General features: G+C 30.5%; 20 protein-coding genes. All 20 read right to left on the bottom strand.

Features of this window, described 5'->3' with window-relative positions:
* Positions 1–3: 3 nt before the first annotated feature.
* Entirely contained in the window at positions 4–804 is an 801-nt protein-coding gene (locus TS70_RS00675; RefSeq protein ID WP_040094297.1) for a TIGR00282 family metallophosphoesterase, read from the bottom strand.
* Between the two features lie 12 nt (positions 805–816).
* Entirely contained in the window at positions 817–1,137 is a 321-nt protein-coding gene (gene ylxM / locus TS70_RS00680) for a YlxM family DNA-binding protein (RefSeq protein ID WP_040094300.1), read from the bottom strand.
* Entirely contained in the window at positions 1,137–2,123 is a 987-nt protein-coding gene (ftsY, locus tag TS70_RS00685) for a signal recognition particle-docking protein FtsY (protein ID WP_040094302.1), read from the bottom strand. Before ftsY ends, ylxM begins: the two co-directional genes overlap by 1 nt.
* Before the next feature lie 28 nt (positions 2,124–2,151).
* Positions 2,152–3,153, bottom strand: a complete 1,002-nt coding sequence (locus tag TS70_RS00690; protein ID WP_198049106.1) for an alcohol dehydrogenase catalytic domain-containing protein — start codon at positions 3,151–3,153, stop codon at positions 2,152–2,154.
* A gap of 102 nt (positions 3,154–3,255) precedes the next feature.
* Positions 3,256–4,014, bottom strand: a complete 759-nt coding sequence (locus tag TS70_RS00695) for a hypothetical protein (RefSeq protein WP_198049107.1) — start codon at positions 4,012–4,014, stop codon at positions 3,256–3,258.
* A gap of 117 nt (positions 4,015–4,131) precedes the next feature.
* Positions 4,132–4,584 (bottom strand): SsrA-binding protein SmpB, encoded by a 453-nt coding sequence (gene smpB / locus TS70_RS00700; RefSeq protein ID WP_416375053.1) that lies wholly within the window; start codon positions 4,582–4,584, stop codon positions 4,132–4,134.
* The gene (rnr, locus tag TS70_RS00705) at positions 4,581–6,698 is read right to left on the bottom strand and encodes a ribonuclease R (RefSeq protein WP_198049108.1); all 2,118 of its coding nucleotides are present in this window, start codon (positions 6,696–6,698) and stop codon (positions 4,581–4,583) included. The genes smpB and rnr overlap by 4 nt, the downstream gene beginning before the upstream one ends.
* Before the next feature lie 78 nt (positions 6,699–6,776).
* Complete coding sequence (gene secG / locus TS70_RS00710; RefSeq protein ID WP_040094313.1) at positions 6,777–7,073, bottom strand: preprotein translocase subunit SecG; 297 nt, start codon at positions 7,071–7,073, stop codon at positions 6,777–6,779.
* A gap of 84 nt (positions 7,074–7,157) precedes the next feature.
* Positions 7,158–8,009 carry an HAD-IIB family hydrolase gene (locus TS70_RS00715; RefSeq protein WP_198049109.1) on the bottom strand — a complete coding sequence of 284 codons (852 nt, stop codon included), beginning with the start codon at positions 8,007–8,009 and terminating at the stop codon, positions 7,158–7,160.
* Positions 8,010–8,023: 14 nt separating this feature from the next.
* Positions 8,024–8,854, bottom strand: a complete 831-nt coding sequence (locus tag TS70_RS00720) for a Cof-type HAD-IIB family hydrolase (protein WP_040094314.1) — start codon at positions 8,852–8,854, stop codon at positions 8,024–8,026.
* 120 nt (positions 8,855–8,974) lie between these two features.
* Positions 8,975–9,238 (bottom strand): FoF1 ATP synthase subunit delta/epsilon, encoded by a 264-nt coding sequence (locus TS70_RS00725; RefSeq protein WP_127092524.1) that lies wholly within the window; start codon positions 9,236–9,238, stop codon positions 8,975–8,977.
* A 1-nt stretch (position 9,239) separates the two neighbouring features.
* The gene (gene atpD / locus TS70_RS00730) at positions 9,240–10,637 is read right to left on the bottom strand and encodes a F0F1 ATP synthase subunit beta (protein WP_040094317.1); all 1,398 of its coding nucleotides are present in this window, start codon (positions 10,635–10,637) and stop codon (positions 9,240–9,242) included.
* A 15-nt stretch (positions 10,638–10,652) separates the two neighbouring features.
* Positions 10,653–11,510, bottom strand: coding sequence for an ATP synthase F1 subunit gamma (gene atpG / locus TS70_RS00735; protein ID WP_040094318.1), 858 nt, complete (start codon positions 11,508–11,510; stop codon positions 10,653–10,655).
* A gap of 15 nt (positions 11,511–11,525) precedes the next feature.
* A complete protein-coding gene (gene atpA, locus TS70_RS00740) occupies positions 11,526–13,097 on the bottom strand; it encodes a F0F1 ATP synthase subunit alpha (RefSeq protein ID WP_198049110.1) in 1,572 nt (523 codons plus the stop codon).
* A 17-nt stretch (positions 13,098–13,114) separates the two neighbouring features.
* On the bottom strand, positions 13,115–13,663 hold the full coding sequence (locus TS70_RS00745; protein ID WP_232332203.1) for a F0F1 ATP synthase subunit delta: 549 nt from the start codon (positions 13,661–13,663) through the stop codon (positions 13,115–13,117).
* Positions 13,664–13,669: 6 nt separating this feature from the next.
* The gene (gene atpF, locus TS70_RS00750) at positions 13,670–14,197 is read right to left on the bottom strand and encodes a F0F1 ATP synthase subunit B (RefSeq protein WP_040094325.1); all 528 of its coding nucleotides are present in this window, start codon (positions 14,195–14,197) and stop codon (positions 13,670–13,672) included.
* 49 nt (positions 14,198–14,246) lie between these two features.
* Positions 14,247–14,534 carry an ATP synthase F0 subunit C gene (atpE, locus tag TS70_RS00755; protein WP_040094327.1) on the bottom strand — a complete coding sequence of 96 codons (288 nt, stop codon included), beginning with the start codon at positions 14,532–14,534 and terminating at the stop codon, positions 14,247–14,249.
* A 51-nt stretch (positions 14,535–14,585) separates the two neighbouring features.
* A complete protein-coding gene (locus TS70_RS00760) occupies positions 14,586–15,413 on the bottom strand; it encodes a F0F1 ATP synthase subunit A (protein ID WP_241460068.1) in 828 nt (275 codons plus the stop codon).
* Positions 15,397–15,858, bottom strand: coding sequence for an MG406 family protein (locus tag TS70_RS08795; protein WP_133165081.1), 462 nt, complete (start codon positions 15,856–15,858; stop codon positions 15,397–15,399). Before TS70_RS08795 ends, TS70_RS00760 begins: the two co-directional genes overlap by 17 nt.
* The gene (gene upp, locus TS70_RS00770; protein ID WP_232332206.1) at positions 15,827–16,450 is read right to left on the bottom strand and encodes a uracil phosphoribosyltransferase; all 624 of its coding nucleotides are present in this window, start codon (positions 16,448–16,450) and stop codon (positions 15,827–15,829) included. Before upp ends, TS70_RS08795 begins: the two co-directional genes overlap by 32 nt.
* Between the last annotated feature and the right edge of the window lie 281 nt (positions 16,451–16,731).

A 16,731-nucleotide genomic window follows, 5' to 3' on the forward strand; every position in this document is an offset into this window, starting at 1 on the left:
CTTTTATTCCAAAAAGTCTGCTTCATTTTCCGGGCGAATTAAAATTCGTTCAATTTTAACTGCTTTATTTGTCTTATCATCAACTTCTAATAACGCAGCAGAAAAAATTAATTGATCATCATTTTCTGCTGGTTCAAATCGTAATGGTAACCCCATTTTTTCTTTAATAATAATTTCAGTGGGATTAGCCCCAATGATTGAATTATAACTTCCACACATTCCAACATCAGTAATATATCCTGTTCCTCGTGGTAATAACCGGTTATCTGCTGTTTGCACATGCGTATGTGTTCCAAAAAAACCAGTAATTATGCCATCATAATTTCAAGCAAATGCTAATTTTTCAGCACTAGCTTCTGCATGAAAATCAACAAAATGTAAATCACTATCATCATTTACCAGAATTTCTTCAAAAACAGCATAGGGATTATCAACTGGGTCCATAAAACTGCGTCCCATTAAATTAGTTATCCGGATTTTCTTATTATTAATTTTAATTTTAACAGTACCGTTCCCCGGCGTAAATGAATTCATATTTGCTGGCTTCAATAAGTCATTAATTTCCTCAATATAATTTAATACTTCAGGATTACGAAAAATATGATTACCAGAAGTAATAATATTAATACCATATGATTTTAATTCATTGTAATGGTGCTTTGAAATAGATTTCCCATGGGTTGTATTTTCACCATTAGCAATAACTAAATGTAGGTTGTATTTTTTTACTAGTAAAGGTAAATACTTATTAACTGCTATCCGACCAGTCTTAGCATAAATATCACCAATCATTAAAATATTCATTCGAGCCTCTCCTTAATCATTATCAATTTCTTTTAATTTTTTTATTAATGGAACACATTCATCAATTTTATCAAACTGTTGACAAACAACTTCACGTTGTTGTTGTTTATAACTTAATTGTAGGTTATTTTCAAATTTGTGCAATGCGTTTGTAATTTTTAATAATGAATCATAAACTGCATTACGAGAAACGTTTTTTTGCCCAGCGATTTCACTTAAAGAATAATCATCAAAAAAATATAATTCAAAATACTTAACTTGCTTAGGTGTTAATAACGAATTATATAAATCATATAAAATAATTAATTCATTTGATTTTTCTAAATCTTTCATTATGCTTCATCCACTTCATCATGATTAAATAAATCTTTTGTCAAATTATAAATATATTGTTCTATATCAAACTCTTGTAAATCTTCTGGTTGTTCACCAAGACCAATTAATTTAACTGGAATATTTAACTGATCTTTAATTGATAAAACAACACCACCCTTAGCAGTTCCATCCATTTTCGTTAAGACAATCCCGGTCACATTTGTCACTTCTGAAAAATTCTTTGCTTGTGAAATCCCATTTTGACCAGTCACCCCATCAATTACTAATAATGTTTCATGCGGAGCATCAAAAATTTCTCGTTTAATAATGCGATTAATTTTATCTAATTCATTCATTAAATTGACTTTATTTTGTAAACGCCCTGCCGTATCAATTATAACGACATCAACTTGTTCGTTTTTTGCTTTTATTAAACCATCATAAATTACACTGGCGGGGTCTTGTCCTTCTTTAACTGGTTTGACAATATTAACTTTTAATCGCATTGCTCATTGGTTTAATTGCTCAACAGCTCCAGCTCGGAACGTATCGCCCGCAACCAATAAAACAGTTTTCCCTTGGTCAAGAAATTGTTTAGCTAATTTGGCAAGTGTTGTTGTCTTTCCAGCCCCATTAACACCAACCATTAAAATAACATTTAAACGGTTATCTTTTAAATTTAATTGGTTTTGTTTACTTTTGGGATCATTATATAAATCCATAATTACTTCGACCAAATAATCATTAGTATCATCAATGCTTCATCCTTTTTGCACTTTTTTTCGAATTTGATCGGTAATTTGCAAAACCATGTTCATTCCCATATCACTAGCAATCAAAATTGCTTCTAAATCTTCTAAATATTCATCATCATATTCTTTATATTTATTTGCTAATTTTTTAATATCATTTGAAAAAGTTAATCTTGTTTTACGTAATGCTTTTTCTAATTTAACTTGTTTTTTTTCTTCTCGCTTTGCTTTTAATCTTTGGAAAAAACCCATTTTTAACTTCACCCTATTCTATTTCGTACTATAATTTCACCACAACTTTAAATATATCTTTGTCCATAAAAGCTTCATAAGCTTGTAAGACTTGATTTTTATTAAAAGCTTTTGTTACTAACTGCATTGGTGAAATTTCCTTTGCTTCAATTTTTGTAACTAATTCATCAAGAGTATAAACATTTAAGATCCCAGTGTGAACAGTAATATTTTGGTATCATAATTGTTGTAAATTAAAAACAACAGATTTATTAAAAACACCGATTGTAATAATTGTACCATTAAAATTAACCATTTGTTGAGCTTGTTCAAAGGTTCCCCGATCATGCCCAACACATTCAATTACTAAATCGTATTTAATATTAAGACTAGTTTTAGTACTATCATATCCCTTATGTGCTCCAAGTTTTTCAAAATAATCTAATTTTCGACTATGATGACCATAGACATCAACTTCTTTATGATATTTATTTATTAACAAAAGAACTGCAAGGCCGATTGGACCATCACCAATAATTGCAATATTATTAATATTTTGAAAATCAACTTTTTTAATAACATTCTCATAAGCCGTTGGTAAAACATCACTAAGCATTAATGCATCAGCTAACTTTATTGTAGAAGAGATTTTGATTACACTATTGTCACCATATGGGATGCGAACATATTCAGCATGTGTTCCATTAATTTTTGTTCCCAAAATAAAACCACCATTAACACATTTTGCAAAAGCTTTTCGAAGACACCACTGGCAAATGTTGCAATGCGTAATACAACCAATTGCGACACGATCACCAACCCTAAGATTAATAACACTGCCACCAACAGCAGTCACAATACCAACCCCTTCGTGTCCCATAATTGTATTTAGAGCAACACTATCGTCTTGGCCCAAATAAGGACGATAATCGGCATGTGAAAAAGTAAACCCTTCAATTTTTACAATAATATCTGTCGGTTCGACAATAACTGGTTCCGTCGTTTCTGTTCATTCAATTTTATTTTTTCCTTTAAAAATTAATGCTTTCATATTTTTGCCCTCTTTTCCTTCTACCTATGATTATACCCAAATAATAACAATATCAAATAAAAAAGAATAAGCTAGAACAACTTTAAATAACATTGTTTTAACTTATTCTGAAACTTGTAATGTTCCCTGTTCAATTTCTAGTCCAATCTTAGGATCAACTAAATCAGTAAATAATCGTTGGTGTGGCATTTTAGTATTAAAATATTGGCGAGAATTTTTTCGAATTAATTCCTGATTCTCATCATTTAAATTCACAAAAACTCATGCATCAATACAAACTGGTAAGTTATTAAAAATAATAACTTCTGCTGCATACATCTCTGCTAACTGGACACTATCTTTTGTGCCATCATCAAAGGGAACTAAAAAACTATCTTCTAAATCATAAATTTTTTCTTCGGAAGGATCATTTGCAATTCCAATTCCAACTTTTACTTCTTTTACCGTTTGATATTTTTCATATAACGTATAGTCAATAATTTTAACAGTTGTATTAATATAATTAGCAATTTCAATTAAATAATCTAAATCACCATCATCTTCATATAATGCTAAATAAATATCTTCATGACGATGAATACCAACAATATTTTCTGCCATTTTTAGTGAATTTAAAATTGTTTCTTCTAAACTTGTCACAATTCATTGATAAGTTTCCTTATCATATGTTTTTTTAATTTCTTTTTCATTAATGAAGCGCACAACAACTGATGACATTGACTGATTATTATTTTCTTTGACATAAAAAGGTGGCAATTGTAAATTTGATAAGGTAACTCGATTACGATATTCATCAATTCGATTTTTACTATAAACATATTCCTTTAATATTTCAATCGTTTGCTGTGGATCTCATTTCATATTATTTACCCCTTTTAGTTAAAAAAAATTATCATATTAATTATACTACAAACCGCAATAAAAAGGAAGGCACTAGCTCCCGCAAACCCTAACCTTCCCAACTTTTTATTTTATTTATTAACGCTTTTGACGTAAACGTTCATTATCACGTTGCTTAATTAGTTCTCGTTTATCATAATTCTTCTTCCCACGAACTAGAGCAATTTCCAATTTAGCATAATTATTTTTTAAATACAACTTTAATGGAACCATTGTTAGTCGTTCTAATTTAATTCGTTGCAAAATCTTTTTAATTTCAGATTTATGTAAAAGTAGTTTTCTGGTACGATCAGCATCAGGAACATAAGCTGTTGAAAATTTATATTGTGCAATCACCATATTAATAATAAATGCTTCCTTTTTACGAATAATAACAAATGCTTCATTAATTGAAACATCATTATTTCGAATTGATTTAATTTCACTTCCTGTTAAAGCAAGGCCCGCTTCATAAGTTTCAATAATTTCATAATTATACCGTGCACGCTTATTAATTGTAATTATTAACATTATGATCAACTCCTTGCTTAATTAACTAATTCAAAATCAATTTGTCGTAATTTCTTGCTTGCTTTTTTAACTCTTATCCGAACTTTTTTTCCTAAAAAATATTCTTTTCGTTTTCGTTCTCCAACTAATTTTAAACTTTTTTCATCAAAAAGATAATAGTCATCATTTAAATCAGTAATGTGAACCAATCCTTCAATCGTATTTGGTAACTCAACAAAAATTCCAAATGCTGTTACACCAGCCACAATTCCATCATATTGATAACCAATTTTGCTTTCCATATACTCTGCTTCTTTCATCTTATCAACTTCTCGTTCACATTCCATTGCTCGTAACTCTGCTAATGATGATTGCTGACTGGCATGGCCAACCAAAGCGCGTGTTTGTTCCAAATCAGTAACTTTAACTTTTGCCTGAAACAAATATTCTTTTAATAATCGATGAACAATTAAATCGGGATAACGCCGAATTGGAGAAGTAAAATGCGTGTAACACCACGACGCTAATCCAAAGTGGCCATCATTAATTGGACTATACTTAGCTTTTTCCATACTGCGTAAAACTAATGCTGAAATAACTTTAAAGTTTTCTTTGTCTTTTAATTTATTTAAAATTTGTTGTAAATCTTTAGAATGAATATTTTCCATTTTACCTTTAATATTTAATCCTAAATAAGACAACTGGGTATACAAATCAAATAATTTTTTTGGTTTTGGTTTATTATGGATACGATAAACAAATGGTAAATCCATTCAGTGAATTGTTTCAGCAACAGTTTCGTTTGCACGAATCATAAAACTTTCAATTAACTTTTCAGCATCCGCACGTTCACGAGTAATGATATCTTTAATTTTACCATTTTTATCAACAATAAATTTCGGTTCATCTAAATCAAAATCAACAACACCATCTTGTTGTTTTTTTCTTGCTAAAATTTGGTACAACTGATGGGCCAAAGAAAGCATCTCTATTAACGCAAGAGGAATTTGGTTTTTTTCATTTTGAAAAAATTTATTAACCTCATCATAAGTTAACCGTGCTTTTGAAATTATAACAGATTCATAAATACTTGAAGTAACAACATGCCCTTGTCCATCAATTTCCATTTCACAAGTTAATGTTAAACGTGGTTCAAACGGATTTAACGAACAAATACCGTTACTTAATTTTTCTGGTAACATTGGCACAACCCGATCAATTAGATAAATTGAACACCCCCGGTCAAAGGCTTCTTTATCAAGGGCACTATTCGAGGGAACATAGTGTGCAACATCAGCAATTGCAACTGATAGTAAGTAATTCCCGTTCGCATTTTTCTTAACTAAAATTGCATCATCGAAGTCTTTTGAATCATTACCGTCAATTGTTACAAACATTTCATTTTGTAAATCACGACGTAATTTATTTTTTAATGCTTCTGTTACATCAAGCTCTTGTTTAATTTGGTTGGCCTCACGTAAGACTTGCTCATTAAATTTAGTGGGAATATTGAATTCATGTAAGACTGCTAAAACATCAACACCAACTTGATTAGCATTGCCAATAATTTCAGCAATCTTAACTTGCATTAAATTGGTCTTACTATTAATATTGACAATGCTCCCTTTAATAATTGTATTTTCAATTGCTTCTTTAAAATCAATAATTTCAGCACGATACTGTGTTAATTTATTATTTAAAATTTCTAGATACTTTTGATTATTACGATTTTTTTTAACAACTCCAACAACATATTCATTATTTCGTTTAACAACTTTAATAACTTGTGCTTCAATTTTTCTGGCATTATTATTAGGTTTATGTTTTTTTAAAACAAATAAAACAGAATCTTGATCTAATGCATTATTTAAATCATCTTGCGTAATAAAATACTCTTCTTGGCCTTCGCCAATTTTAACAAAACCAAATCCTTTTTTATTAACACTTACAACTCCTTGTAAATAAACTTTTGGATCTAAATAGTAAAAACGATTATGGTTTGCAACCGCAATAATATTATCATTTTCTAGTTCAACTAAAGTTTTTAACATCATCTTATTATCATCAATATTATTAATTGCCAATAGTTGTGCTAATTCAATTGTATCAAGCGGCTTTGCTTGTTTTTTTAAAATCGCAATGATTTGATCATACATACAACTTCCCCCCTAAATGAAAAAAGAGACATTTTTAAATCTCTTTAAAATTAATGCCATTATTAGTAATCTACTTTTTTAAAATAACACTTTGGTCAATAAACTTATCAACAATGTAACAATTAATAATGTTGATCCAAAGCTTAACATAAAAATTGATAATGTACGGTCTAATCCTCTTTCTTTACTATTAGCAAATAATTCATCATTACCACCGTTCAAAGCGCTTAAACCAGTTTGGGCTTTTTTGTTTTGCAGCAACCCAATGATAATCATAATAATTGAAACAATTAATGCCACAATTTCAAAAACATAGATAACCGTATTAGCTGTTTGTGAATCAATTGCTAAAAGCATCATACTTGATAGGCTCATTAAAACCGTCCTCTCTAACTTAATTTATGTCCTTATTAATCATACTATAATATCAAGAAAATTATAGCATTTTAACGGTAATTTTTAATTATTTTGTTCAAGTTTATTTAAATAATGATAAATTCCACCGGCATTATTACTACCAGCAACATCAAAAGCTAGTTTTAATACTTCCGTTGGGGCATGTTCCATTGCAATAGCATAGGGCAAAACTTCAAAAGCAGAACGGTCATTATAATTATCACCAAAGTATAAAACATTTTCAATTTTAATATTTGTCTTTTGGGTCTGGTTTAAAATATCAACTAAATGCAAAATTGCTTCACCTTTGTTTGATTGAACATGAACAATATCACAACCATAATCTGATAATTGCTCAACATTAATATTTTGCATTTGCTTCAACACCTGAAACATTTCGTGAAAAACTGTTCGCGACAGATGTTTTGCAACAATTTTATTTGCGCGTTTAATTTCATCAAACTGAAATGGTTTTGCTATTTTCATTCCATCTAAAAAAGCGTCTGGCTCGGACTTCGCTTTTAAAAGGACTTCACCAGCACAATACAAAGTATTATCATTTTCATATGAAATAGTAAACTCACACTGGTATTCTAATAAAATTGTAACAACAGCACGAACATCATCAACAGTCAATAAATTACTATAAACAATTTTGTTATTTTTCGCATTGTAAACTAATGATCCATTTGCTCCAATGACATATTGTGAATAATCCTTAATTTTTAATGCTGTTGTATAATTATCAAATCCCAACGGCATTCGTCCTGAAGCAATTGAAACATAAACCCCTTGTTCTTGCAAAACAATTAATTTATTTTGAACAAGAACGGGTAACTCTTGGTGATCGGTAATTAATGTTCCATCAACATCAGTTACAATTAACTTAATTTCGTGATCATTAATTTTTAACATTTGGACCTCATTTTCTATTTTAAAATAGTTTGATAAAGGTAATCTGCAATTCCTGCCGCATTATTATCTTTACTCGTAACAGCTGTTGCAACTTCTTTTAATTGTTGTGTCGCATTAGCTAACGCGATGCCATATTTTGCATTTTTAATCATTTCATAATCATTCATTTGGTCACCAAAACACATAATTTCATCTCAGTCAATGTGAATATTTGCATTATCTTTCAACGCCGCCGTTAATCGCAAGATTCCTTGCCATTTATTAACATTCTTTGGAATAATTTCAATAAAACCATAGCCAGTAACCTCCGTACGTAACGTGGCACTAACAGCAACTTGTTGACGTAATCAATTTTGTTTTTCTTCATCATGACAAGAAATAACAACTTTGCACATTTGCGGAATGTTATTTCAATCAAGTAGTTCTGGTTTTATATCACTGTTACGAAATAAAAAAGTATCTTCTGTGATAACATTTTTCCGTGAAACAAAAGCCTTTTGTTCATCAAGAGGAGCTAAATAAAAATCATAACCAAATTTTTTGACAATTGCCATTGCTCATAACGTATCTTCATATGAAATTATTTCATCATAAACATACTCATTAGTTTTTAAATTTAAAACAGCACCACCATTACTACCAACAACATACTGACAATTATCAATAATCCCCAGCGTCATAGCATAATCATAGAGACTACTTGGTACTCGTCCTGATGCAATTGTTACTAAAATCCCGGCGGCTTGGGCCTTTTTTAATGCTTCAATATTAGCTAATGGAATCACTTTTTCTTTATCTGTCACTAATGTCCCATCAATATCACAAACAATCATTTTTACTGCCATAGGAATTCCCACTTTCTACTACCTATTACTTATTACTTATTACTTATTACTTATTATCTTATCGTGTTTTTACTATAATTAACATAAAAAATCTCAAAAAGAGATTTTATTTTTTCTTATTTAATTAATAACTTCAACTTCATCAGTTAGAATTTTAACAAATTCTTGTTCAACTTGTAAAATTCCTCCCCCAATGTTTAACTTGTGCTCTTGATTATTAATTTTATATGACATTTCTGATGGAGTAAGCGTTGAAACAAGCGGAATATGACCATACAAAATTCCCATATAACCAGTAATTGTTCTTACTGTCACAATATCAACTGGATTATCAACAATTACCCCTTGTGGAGTAATAATTTTTAAAGCAATTTGATTAGCCATTTTAATTATGTTTTAAAGCAGTTGCTGCTTTAATAACCTCATCAATTGTTCCAACATATAAAAACGGTTGCTCTGGTAAATCATCATATTTTCCCGCTAAAATTTCTTTAAAAGCACGAATTGTTTCAACAACAGGAACATACTTTCCTTGTTTTCCTGAAAATTTCTCAGCAACAAAGAACGGTTGTGATAAAAAGTTTCGAATTTTTCTTGCACGGGCAACAGCTAACTTATCTTCATCTGATAACTCATCCATTCCTAAAATGGCAATAATTGATTGTAACTCTTTAAATTTTTGTAGAATCTCTTGGACACCCTGTGCAACTTCGTAATGTTCTTCACCAACTATTAATGGATCTAACAATCGTGATGAACTTCCTAGTGGATCAACCGCCGGATAAATTCCTAATGCCGCAATTTCACGATCTAAAACAACTTTAGCATCTAAGTGAGCAAACGTTGTTGCTGGTGCGGGATCAGTTAAATCATCCGCTGGAACATAAACGGCTTGAACGGAAGTAATACTTCCTTTTTTAGTGGAAGTAATTCGTTCTTGCAATGCTCCCATTTCTGTTGCTAATGTTGGTTGATAACCAACTGCTGAAGGCATACGACCTAATAAGGCTGAAACTTCAGAACCAGCTTGCGTAAAACGGAAAATATTATCAATAAATAATAAAACATCTTGGTTTTTATCATCACGGAAATATTCCGCAATTGTTAATCCCGTTAAAGCAACCCGCATACGAGCACCTGGTGTTTCATTCATTTGTCCAAACACTAATGCTGTTTTGTCAATAACACCAGCTTCAATCATTTCATAATACAAATCATTACCTTCACGAGTTCGTTCACCAACACCAGCAAAGACAGAGATTCCTCCGTGTGCTTTTGCAACGTTATTAATTAATTCTTGTACTAAAACAGTTTTTCCAACTCCGGCTCCTCCAAACAATCCAATTTTTCCTCCCTTTGCAAAAGGTACTAATAAATCAACAACTTTAATTCCTGTTTCTAAAATCTCAGCAGTTGTTTGTTGTTCTTCATAGGATGGTGCCTCACGGTGAATTGGTCGCATTAATTTTGTTTTTGGTTGCGGTTTTTCATCAATTGCTTCCCCAAGCACATTAAACATTCTTCCCAGCACTTCTTCACCAACAGGAACTGTAATTGGGGCTTTGGTATCAATAACTTCCATTCCCCGGACCATTCCTTCGGTTGGTCCTAACGCAATTGTCCGAACAGTATCATCACCAATGTGTTGAACAACTTCTAAAACTAATTTAGTTCCATTATTATCAACCATAATCGCATTGTACAATTCAGGTAAATATTCTTCGGCAAACCGTACATCAACAACAGGTCCTAATACCTGTACTACTTTTCCATTTTTCTCCATTTTTCTAATCACCTCTTAATTTTCTTGTGCGCCTGCTCCAGCAACAATTTCCATAATTTCTTGAGTAATTGCTGCTTGACGCTTACGATTATATAATAATGATAACTTTTCTAACATTGCGTTAGCATTATCGGTTGCATTTTCCATTGCTACTCTTCGTGATGCTTGTTCAGAAACTTGTGACTCAACAATTGTTGAAAATAAAATTGTATTTAAATACATTGGTACTGCATTTTCCAAAATTGTTGCTGGGTCTGGTTCAAATTCAGTAATAACATGTAGGTGTTTAGTTTCTTCTTTACTACTTGCTTTAACAATTGGCAACAATTGTAAGATGGTTGGTTCAAAAGTAACATTATTAATAAATTTTGTATAAGCAATTTTAATTTCATCATAAGTGTTACTATTAAAACCAGATAGAATTTCTTGAGCAAATTCACGAGCATCATCATATGAAAAATTAATATCAATGTCTTTTTTCGTATGCATAATTTTAAAACCTTTATGAAGATAAAATGATTCTGCTTTTGACCCAATTGCAATAATACAATCATTTGGACGCAATTCTTTTAAAACTAATTTATTAATATTAATATTATAACCACCACATAAACCAAGATTTGAATTAACAATAATTCAACAAGTTTTAATACTAGCCTTAGTTGGGCCTTTTTTCTGATAAATTGAATCATCCGCTTTACTAATGATATCGTTAAAAACGGTATAAACTTCAGCAAAATATGGTTTTGCATTAGAAATTCGTTTTCCAACTTTTTTTAATTTTGCGGTAGCGACTAACTTCATTGCCTGTGTTATTTTTGAAGTTGAATTAATTGAAGTAATTTGTTTTTTTAAACCTGTTCCGACTGCCATTTTTAATAACCTTTTTTATCGTCCTAGTTTATTTCATTCTTCAATTCGCCCAAATCGTTCTGGATTATAATCTGCAATTTTGTTAGTAACTTTTTTCACAACACTAATAATTTCATGATCAATATTTGTCATTAAAGTTTCGCTATAAGCTTTTTCTTGTGCTAATTCATCATAATATTTTTTTGCTTTTGTATCAAAATGTTCAATAATTTCTTCCTTAAACTCCTGAATTTTATCAACTGGAACTCAACGAATTCTTTTTTTATTAACTGCTAATAAAATAATTGCTTGGTCAATTTGTGAAAGCGGGGCATATTGTTTTTGTTTTAAAATTTCAATTACCCGTTTTCCGTGCTCTAATACTTCTTTCGTTGTATCATCTAAATCCGAACCAAATTGAGCAAAAGCTTGCAGTTCACGATATTGTGCTAATTCTAATTTTAAAGAACCCGCTACTTGTTTCATTGCTTTAATTTGTGCCGCTGATCCTACCCGTGACACTGATAACCCAGCATCAACAGCAGGACGAATTCCAGCATTAAACTGATCATTATTTAAAAATATTTGACCATCGGTAATTGAAATAACATTTGTTGGAATATAAGCAGAAATATCACCAGCTTGTGTTTCAACAATTGGCAAGGCGGTAATACTTCCACCCCCATATTCTTTTGTTACTCGCGCTGCTCGTTCTAATAAACGACTATGCAAATAGAAAACATCCCCCGGATACGCTTCACGACCTGGTGGGCGGTGTAATAACAAAGCCATTGTTCGATAAGCAACAGCATGTTTGGAAAGATCATCATAAATAATAATAACATTATCGCCTGATTCCATTCATTCTTCTCCAATTGTCACACCAGTATAAGGCGCTAAATATTGCAATGGTGCTAATTCACTTGCTGTTGCTGAAACAACAGTCGTATATTCCATTGCCCCTGCTGCACGCAGTTTTTCAACAATTTGAGCAACAGTTGATGCTTTTTGTCCGATTGCAACATAAATACATTTTACATGTTTTCCTTTTTGATTTAAGATTGTATCAATTCCAATTGCTGTTTTTCCGGTTTGACGATCACCAATAATTAATTCCCGTTGCCCTTTTCCAATTGGAATCATCGCGTCAATTGTCATAATTCCTGTTTCCATCGGTTGGTCAACTGATTTTCTAGTCATAACTCCTGGCGCAATTCTTTCAACTGGTCTTGTTTTTGTTGCTTTCAATGGTCCTTTTCCATCAATTGGTTGACCTAAAGCATTAACAACACGACCCAATAGAGCATCGCCAACAGGTGTTTCAACAATTTTTCTTGAACGACGAACTTGGTCACCTTCACGGACAGTTGTATCATCTCCCATTAATACAGCACCAACAGCACCTTCTTCTAAATTTAGCACCATCCCATAAATTTCGTTTGGAAAAATTAATAACTCACTCATCATCGCATTATCAAGTCCATCAATTAAAGCAATTCCATCGCCAACGGTAACAACAGTTCCTTCTTCATGAATTTCAATTTTCTTTCCATATTCTTTAATCTGTTTTTTAATTATTTCAGAAATTTTATTTATATTTAAAGCCACTTTTTCCACCCCATCTTCTATTTATTATGTATTGCTTTTTGGCGCATTGTTTCTAATTGGCCCGCAATCGAACCATCAATAATTTCATGTTTAATTTTAACGCGAACACCGCCAAGTAATGATGGGTCAATTTTATTAACTAATTCAATATGATATCCAAATTTTTTACTTAATTTATTCTCAATTATTTCAATTTGTTTTTTTGTTAACGGTTGTATTGAAAAAATATTACCATATTGAACATCATAACTAATATTAATAATTTTTCGCAAACGCTTAAAAATTCTTCGAACATAACAAAAGGCTTCTCGGTCAATTAATAAAAAAAGCGCATTTAGAATTAACGGATCAACCGCCTTCTGAAATGGTTTCGCTAATATTTTTTTGCGTTCTTCTTTAGTAATATCAGCATTCATCATTAATTTAACATATTCTGGATCTTGTTTAAATAATTCAACAATCATATTACTTACTTCTAAATAATGATCAAATTTTTTTGTTTCAAGCGCTAAATCCATTAAAGCAGCAGCGTAATTATCAATAAATTTTTCACTACTAACTAACATAATGTTCTAGTCTAAATCCTTAATAAAATCTTCTACTAATTTTTCATTTTTTTCTTTTGTGATTTCGTTTTCTAATAATTGTTCAGCTGCATTAAACGCAATATTAATAATTGATTTTCGAATATCATCTTTATATTGTTCTTTTTCTTTTTGTATTTCTTTATGTGCTTGTTCATTTAAACGAACTACTTCCGCTTTTGCTGTTTCTAACACTTGATGTTGTTTTGTTTCTGCTTCAGTCCGCGCATCAGCAAGAATCCCATTAGCTTCTACTTTTGCTGTTGTCAGCAATTTTGATGCTTCTTTCTGATCAATTGTTGCTTTTGCTTGTTTATCAGCAGCATCTTGAATTAATTCACGAATTTTATTACGACGAGCACGCATTGCTTTACGAAATGGATTATATACTCATTTTGATAATAAAATTAGTAAAATAATTGTTGCAATAACATGAGCAATAAAAATTCATAAATTTGGAAATAGTTGATTAATAATTTCTGCTGGCTCAATTGGTTTTGACATTAATCATAACATAAGACATCCAAACCTTTCTGTTTTAAAATTCTTTTAATATTATTAATTATTAACCAGTAACAAATGCTAAAATAATCGCAATAACTAATGCATAAATTGAACCTGATTCAGTAATAGCAGCAGCAATAATATATTGGGTACGAACTTTCCCCTCAACTTCTGGATTACGAGCAATCGCTTCAACTGCTTTCCCCCCAGTGTATCCTTGCCCAATTCCTGAACCACAACATCCAATCGCAGCTAATCCTGCTCCTAATAAAGACATTCCTTTGGTAAACCCATCATTAATTCCTGCCATTAATCATACGCCAATCATATTTGACATTAAATCTAACATATTGTAATTCTCCTCTTCTTTAAAAATATATAATTTTATTTTAATACTTTTTTACCTATTTAAGTGGACATTTTGAACATTTTTTATTTTTTTATGTTTTTTTAATTTAATTGTTTTTTCTTTATCGGTTTTTTCATCAGTATGCATTTCCATCGCCCAATACGCAATTGTTAAGATAGAAAAAATATACGCTTGGATTAGACCATCAAAAACATCAAAATAAATACTTAAAAATGGTAAAAATACTCCCGCTAATAAATCAACTGGCCCAATATAAGGAATTTGTCCTCAAATAAAGCTCATTAAAGCGGTAAATAAAGCAATAATAACTGTTCCCCCTAAAATGTTTCCAAATAGACGAAATGAAATTGAAATTAACGGCACAAATTGCGTTAATAATTCTAATGGGTTAACAATAAATTTTTTAAAATACATTAGTTTTTGATATTTAATCCCAAAATAATATATTCCAATAAAAGTAACTAACCCCATTGATAGTGGCACTGTATAAGCTGTTGCCAGTGAATCAAATCCAACAACACTCATTAAATTACCAATACCAACATACAATAATAAGTACATAACATAAACTGTTAAGAATTTATATTTTGGTCCCATTAAGTCCACAACTTGCTTTTCAACTCATTTAATTGCAATTTCAGCAAAAAGTACTAAGCCTGTTGGAACATCAGTTGGACCAATTTTTTTTAACCGTTTATAATAACCAATTGATAAAAGCATAATAATAAAAGTAGTTAATACTATCGTTACTAGTTGCGGTAATAAAATTGTATAACTTCATGCGTCCATTCCAGTTTTATTTGGATCAGGAATTAAATCCATTACAAAAAGTTGACAAAAATTAACTTTCATCACCATTTATCCCTTCCTTTCTGTGCTTATGACTTGAAAATTTAATATTAACAAATAATGACGATAAAGGACAAAGACTAATACCCACAATTACCGTATATATACTAAAAAAACTAGTATTCTTAGCATAAATAACTATTGGTATAGCATAAATAACTAAGCGAACTAGGTACAATAAGATAAAAAAGTACTTATTTAAACTTATACTTAACAATCATCCCGAAAAGCAAATGATTAAGAAACCTATAAGAGAAAACAAATACCCTAAGACTAATCCCGAGTATAAAGTTCAGTCCTGTTTTAAAGTCAAATATATAATCGTCAATATCGCAAATATTCCCAAAAACATAATTAAACTTATTATTGACATTTTATATTCTACACCTTTAAAATGTTTTTTTCAATGTAATTTATTCTTTTTATTTAGTTCCAAAAATACGGTTTCCTGCATCACCTAGACCGGGAATAATATAACCATGTTCATCTAATCGTTCATCTAAAGCAGCAACATAAATATCAATATCAGGATGATGTTTTTCAATATATGCTTTACCTTCTGGTGCAACAACTAAACATACTAGTTTAATATTAGTTGCTCCTCATTCTTTTACCTTTTGAATTGCAAGATTAGCACTACCTCCTGTTGCTAACATTGGATCTAAAACTAAAACATTTGCCTTGATAATATTTTCTGGTTTTTTAGCAAAATACTCATGAGGTTCTAGTGTTTTTTCATCACGATATAATCCAATGTGACCAATTTTAGCATTTGGAACTAAATTAATAATTCCATCAACCATTCCTAAACCGGCTCTTAAAATTGGAAACAAAACAATATCATTCGCAATTTTATATCCTTTTGTTTTTGCTACTGGTGTATCAATTTTAAATTCCTTTAATTCAATCTCACGAAATATTTCGTAAGCCATTAATTGGGCAATTTCATCTAGATTTTCCTTAAACACCTTTGAGTTACTTTCTTTCTTACGCATCCTTGTTAATTTATCTAAAATTAGGGGATGTTTTATTACCGTAAATGACATTAATTATTTTTCCTCCTTAATTTATTAGATTTTAACATAAATAAAGAAAAGATACCAAGATTTAATAAACAATTACCCATAAAAATTAAAATGCTTAAACAAAAAAACTTAACAAGCTGTTAAGTTTTTTGCTAAATTAAATTAAAACTAAACTCACGATTTGATATTAAACAATCAACAATCTTTTGCTCGTTTTCATCCAATTGTCCAACTCAATTACGAATGCCATCATTGGCCATTCGTTTCGTAACAATTTGTAATTCGCCACGATAGTTTTGAGC

Origin of the sequence: Spiroplasma sp. hyd1 (assembly GCF_016082235.1) — a bacterium.
GTDB classification, from domain to species: Bacteria; Bacillota_I; Bacilli_A; order Mycoplasmatales; family Mycoplasmataceae; genus Spiroplasma; species Spiroplasma poulsonii.